Source organism: Streptomyces xiaopingdaonensis, from assembly GCF_000262345.1.
GTDB classification, from domain to species: domain Bacteria; phylum Actinomycetota; class Actinomycetes; order Streptomycetales; family Streptomycetaceae; genus Streptomyces; species Streptomyces xiaopingdaonensis.
Window position 1 is genome coordinate 1 of the sequence record NZ_AJTQ01000191.1, and the last position, 5,402, is coordinate 5,402.

Annotated in this window: 4 protein-coding genes; 1 reads left to right on the forward strand and 3 read right to left on the reverse strand. The window is 74.9% G+C overall.

Translation table 11 applies throughout. The features are described from left to right. The 3 genes from UWG_RS30140 to UWG_RS0115770 all read right to left on the reverse strand — a co-directional run. On the reverse strand, window positions 1-2,302 hold a 2,302-nt coding region (locus UWG_RS30140), incomplete at its 3' end, for a xanthine dehydrogenase family protein molybdopterin-binding subunit (RefSeq protein ID WP_016908187.1). 1 nt (window position 2,303) lies between these two features. Further along, window positions 2,304-2,804, reverse strand: a complete 501-nt coding sequence (locus UWG_RS0115765) for a (2Fe-2S)-binding protein (RefSeq protein WP_016908188.1) — start codon at window positions 2,802-2,804, stop codon at window positions 2,304-2,306. Next, window positions 2,795-3,700 (reverse strand): FAD binding domain-containing protein, encoded by a 906-nt coding sequence (locus tag UWG_RS0115770; RefSeq protein WP_016908189.1) that lies wholly within the window; start codon window positions 3,698-3,700, stop codon window positions 2,795-2,797. The genes UWG_RS0115765 and UWG_RS0115770 overlap by 10 nt, the downstream gene beginning before the upstream one ends. A gap of 328 nt (window positions 3,701-4,028) precedes the next feature. On the opposite strand from UWG_RS0115770, the gene UWG_RS0115780 reads away from it, so the two are divergent. Next, on the forward strand, window positions 4,029-5,402 hold a 1,374-nt coding region (locus tag UWG_RS0115780; RefSeq protein WP_016908191.1), incomplete at its 3' end, for a PucR family transcriptional regulator ligand-binding domain-containing protein.

Genomic DNA, 5,402 nt, shown 5'->3' on the forward strand with positions numbered 1-5,402 from the left:
GCGCCTCCCCGACGCCGCGCAGGCCGTACGGGGCGTGGTCGTCGGCGAGTTCGAGGACGTCGACGGGCATCGGCGGGGTGTCGAGGACGGTGGGGATCAGGTAGTCGGTGAACGACGGGTTGCGGACGGTGCCCTCGGGGCCGACGAGGATCTCCTCCATCAGCGCGAGGCCGAGCCCCTGGGTGCTGCCGCCGTGGATCTGGCCGAGGACCGCCTGCGGGTTGACCGCCTTCCCGACGTCCTGCGCGCACGCGAGCTCGACGACCTTGACGAGCCCGAGCCGGGTGTCCACCTCGACGACCGCACGGTGCGCGGCGAAGGAGTACTGCACGTGCCCGAAGCCCTGCCCCGTCTCCGGGTCGAACGGCTGCGTCGGGCGGTGCCGCCACTCGCGTTCGACGGTGAACTCCGGCTGCTCGTCGTGGAGTTCGGCGAGGAGTTGGGCGATCCCGACGAGCGGGCGGCCCTCGGCCGTCGTCACCTTCCCGCCGTGCAGCCGGAGTCCGGCGCTTCCCCAGACCGGTTCCGTCGCCGCGTAGCGCCTCCTCGCCGCGTCGAGGAGCTGCTCGCGCACCTGCGCGCAGGCGTTGCGGACGGCTCCGCCCGTGACGTAGGTCTGCCTCGACGCCGAGGTCGATCCCGCGGAGCCGACGGTGGTGTCGGCGGGCTGCAACACGACGCGCTCCACGCCGAGTTCGGTCCGCGCGATCTGGCTCTGCACGGTGACTCCGCCCTGCCCGACCTCCGCGGCGGCCGTGTGGACCGTGGCGACGGGCTCCCCGCCGACCAGCTCCAGGCGCACGCGGGCCGTCGAGTAGTCGTCGAACCCCTCGGAGAAGCCGACGTTCTTGATGCCGACCGCGTACCCGACGCCGCGCACGACGTCCTCGCCGTGCGTCGTGTTGCCCACGCCGCCCGGCAGCTCCCGCAGTTCGGCACCGCCGGCCCCGGTGTCCCAGCGCCGTCCGGGCGGCAGCGGCCGCTCCCTGACGCGCCGCAGCAGCTCGGCCACGGGCGCCGGCGAGTCGACGACCTGGCCCGTAGGCATCGTGCCGCCCTGCCGCAGCGCGTTCCGCTGCCTCAACTCCACCGGGTCCATGTCGAGTTCGGACGCGAGGCGGTCCATCTGGGCCTCGTAGGCGAAGCACGCCTGCACGGCCCCGAAGCCGCGCATCGCCCCGCACGGCGGGTTGTTGGTGAAGAGCGCCAGCGCCTCGATGTCGACGTTCTCCACCTCGTAGGGACCGGCGGCGAGCGAGGCGGCGTTGCCGACCACGGCGGGCGAGGAGGACGTGTAGGCGCCGCCGTCGAGGACGATCCGGCACTTCAGGTGCGTCAACCTGCCGTCCGCCGTGGCCCCGTGCTCGTAGTGGAGCACGGCGGGGTGGCGGTGCACGTGGCCGAGGAAGGACTCCTCGCGGTTGTAGACCATCTTCACGGGTCGCCCGGTGTGCAGGGCCAGCAGGCAGGCGTGGATCTGCATCGAGAGGTCCTCGCGCCCGCCGAAGGCCCCGCCGACGCCGGAGAGGACCATCCGCACCTTCTCCTCCGGCAGCCCGAGGACGGGCGCGATCTGCCGCCGGTCCGCGTGCAGCCACTGGGTGGCGACGTAGAGATCGACGCCGCCGTCCTCGGCCGGCACCGCGAGCCCCGACTCGGGCCCGAGGAACGCCTGGTCCTGCATCCCCACCTCGTACTCGCCCGTGACGACGACGTCCGCGCGCGCCGCTGCCGCCGCCGCGTCGCCGCGCACCACGGGCTGGCGGTGCACGACGTTGGGGTGCGGAACGTGCGCGGCGTGCGGGTCCGTGCGGTCCGGGTGGAGGAGCGGCGCGTCGGGTGCGAGCGCCGTCGACTCGTCGTGGACGACGGGGAGTTGCTCGTACTCGACGCGGATCTTCGCGGCTGCACTGCGCGCCGTCTCCGGGTGGTCGGCGGCGACGAGGGCGACGGGCTCGCCGTGGTAGCGCACGCGGTCCCCGGCGAGCGCGGGGGTGTCGGCGACCTCCAGGCCGTAGACCGTGGTGCGGGAGGGCAGGTCGTCGTGGGTGAGGACGCACTGCACGCCGGGGTGGGCGAGTGCCTCGCCGATGTCGACGGCGAGGATGCGCGCGTGCGCGTGCGTGCTGCGGAGCGTCACGGCCCAGAGCATGTCCTCGTGCCAGAGGTCGGAGGCGTACGCGAACTCCCCCGTGACTTTGAGGGTTCCGTCGGGGCGCGCCGCCGACTCGCCCACTCCTCCGGCGTGTCGGCCGTCGGTCGGGGTGGACTCGGGGCGTGTGCGGGTCGGTTGGGCCTGCATCTCACTCCTCCCCCGAGGCGCGGGCCGCGAGCCGCACCGCGTCGAGGATCTTCTCGTACCCGGTGCAGCGGCACAGGTTGCCGGCGAGCGCCTCGCGGATCTCCGCGTCGGACGGCAGCGGGTTGCGCTCCAGCAGCTCGTCGGCCGCGACGAGCAGCCCCGGCGTGCAGAACCCGCACTGGACCGCGCCCGCACGGTTGAACGCCTCCTGGACGGGCGAGAGTTGATCCGGCTCGGGTTCGCCCGAGCGCTGCCGTGCGAAGTCGGCGAGGCCCTCGACGGTGAGCACCTCGCACCCCTCCGCCTGCCCCGCCGCGACGAGGCAGGCACAGACCGGCGTACCGTCGAGCCGCACCGTGCAGGACCCGCACTCGCCCTGCTCGCAGGCGTTCTTCGAGCCGGGGAGCCCGAGCCGCTCACGCAGCACGTACAGCAGCGACTCGCCCTCCCAGACGTCGTCGGCCTCGCACCGTCGGCCGTTGACCGTGAACGTCACACGCATGCCGCTCCCCCTCCGTCGTCGTTGCCCGCCGCACCCGGCCGATACCCCGCCCAGGCCCACTCCCACGTCCGCTGCGCCATCACCCGCACCGCGTGCCTGCGGTAGGCGGCGCTGCCGCGCACGTCGTCGATCGGGTCGCACGCGGCGGCGCAGAGCGACGCGAACTCCTCGGCGACGAGCGGCGGTACCGGCTCGCCGCTCTCCCAGTACCCGCCCTCGTCGAGGATCCGGCCGAGGAACTCCTCGGCCTCCGGGGCGCGTACGGGCGTGGGCGCGGCGGAGCCGATGCCGCTGCGCACGGTGCGGCTGCCGGGGTGGAGGGCGAGCGCGAAGGCGCAGACGGCGATCGTCATCGCGTTGCGCGTGCCCACCTTCGAGAACTGCTGCGGGCCCGCCGCCGGACGTACGCGCACGGTGCGGATCAACTCGTCCTCCGCGAGCGCGTTCCGCTTCACGCCCGTGCAGAACTCCTCGACGGGGATGTGCCGGGTGCCGCGCACCGACTCGGCCTCCACGGTGGCGCCGGCGGCGAGCAGCGCGGGGTGCGCGTCGCCCGCGGGCGAGGCCGAGCCGAGGTTGCCGCCGACGCTGCCGCGGTTGCGGATCTGCGGGGAGCCGACGGTGCGGGAGGCCATCGCGAGGCCCGGCAGCACGTCGGCGAGGTCCTCGACGATCCGGGTGTACGGCACCGCGGCGCCGAGCCGCACCGCCGAGGGCGTGCGCTCCACGGCGTGCAGCTCGGGGATCGCGCTGAGGTCGAGCAGCGTGCGCGGCCTGCGGCGGCCGAAGTTGAGCTCGACCATGATGTCGGTGCCGCCGGCGAGGGGGACGGCGTCGGGGTGCTCGGCCTTCGCGGCGAGCGCCTCCTCCCAGCCGGCTGGACGCAGAAACTCCACGGTTTCCCTTCCTGGTGCTCTCCGGTTTCTCGGCGCACGGCGTGCGGGTGCGGGCGCTCACACAGTACGTACCGGCGCGGTTGCGCTACGTGCACGAGGGTGGGTGCGCGCAGCCGCGGCAGCGCGTCCTGCACCGCCGTTCCGGCCGTACCCAGTAGACCGGTCCCGCGCGCGTGCGGGGCAGTCACCGAAGCGCCGAAGCGTTTGGCCTGGCAGCCGCGAGGTCTTGTAGATTCGAACGAAGGACGGGACGCCTCCGGGGCACCGCCCCGGCCGCCGGCGCACGCGCGGCCGTCAGCAGCGACCAAGAACGGCAGGCAGAGATCCGATGCGGCTGCGCGCACTCCTGGCGACCGACTCGCTCGGTCTCCGCCTCCTCGGCGGAGAGGCCGAACTCGACCGCAGCGTCACCGGCGTGATGACGACCGACCTGCGCGATCCCAGCCGCTACCTCTCCGGCGGCGAACTCGTCCTCACCGGGCTGGCCTGGCGCCGGTCGTCCGAGGACTCGGAGTCCTTCGTCCGCATCGTCAACGAGGCAGGCGTCGCGGGCCTCGCCGCCGGCGAGGCCGAACTCGGCGCCGTACCGGACGACTTGGTCGTGGCCTGCGCCAAGCACCGGCTGCCGCTCTTCGCCGTGACGGAGGCCGTCGCCTTCGCGACCATCACCGAGCACATCGTCCGGCAGGTCTCGACGGAGCGCGCGGGCGACCTCGCCGCCGTCGTCGACCGCCACCGCAGGCTGATGTCGGCGGGACCCGCTGGCGGCGGACCCGATGCCGTGCTCGACCTCCTCCACACCGACCTCGACCTCCGCGCCTGGGTCGTCTCACCCACCGGCCGCCAGGTGGCGGGCCAGGACGGCGTCGACGAACTCCCCCCTGCACTGCGGACGGAGCTCGCCGCCGCCCACCTCGCCGCGCGCCGCGCCGGCCGGCAGGCGCCCGTGCGCACGCGGATCGACGGCGTCCCGTACGCGCTCTTCCCCGTCGGCGGCACCGAGGCCGCACCCACCGGGCGGGACGCGCTCCTCTCCGACTGGTTCCTCGCCGCGGCGGCCGACACCTCCGAGTGGCCCGCCGAGCGGCTCGACCTCCTGCACGGCGTCACCCAGCTCATCGCCGCCGAGCGCGACCGCAGGGACGCGGCGCGCACGGTGCGCAGGCGGCTCGCGAAGGAGGTGCTCGACCTCGTCGCCGGCGGGGCGCCGCCGGCCGAGGTCGCGGCCCGGCTGCGGGTCGCGGCACCGGTGCTGCTGCCCCGGCTGGGCACCGCTCCCTACTGGCAGGTGGTCGTCGCCGCGCTGGAGTGGAGCGACGACGCGGGCGCCGACACGGCATCGACAGGCGGCCCGACCGCGCGGGCCCTGTTGGAGGAGGTCCTCGCCGACCCCGGCATCCCAGGCGCCGAGGCCGGCGTCGACCGGGTCGCGGTGACGCACGAGCGGGACGAGGCCCTCGCACTCCTCCCCTTCCCCGCCTACCCCGACGAGGACCCCGAAGAGGGCGGGCACCCGCGGGCCGGGCTGCGCGCCGAGGAGTTGCAGCGCGCCGTGGGCGAATCGCTCGCCTCCGGGCTGGGGAGCGAGGGGCGGCTGACGCTCGGCTTCAGCTCCCTGGTCCGCTCGGCCGAGGGCCTCCGCGGCGCCGTCGAGGAGGCCCGCCACGCGCGGCGGGTCGCCGCGGCGCGCGCGGGGGCCGTG

What these genes read in the sequence shown, in the direction of transcription:
- UWG_RS0115765 (WP_016908188.1), bottom strand. Translation starts at nt 2,804, where the DNA reads ATGCGTGTGACGTTCACGGTCAACGGCCGACGGTGCGAGGCCGACGAC.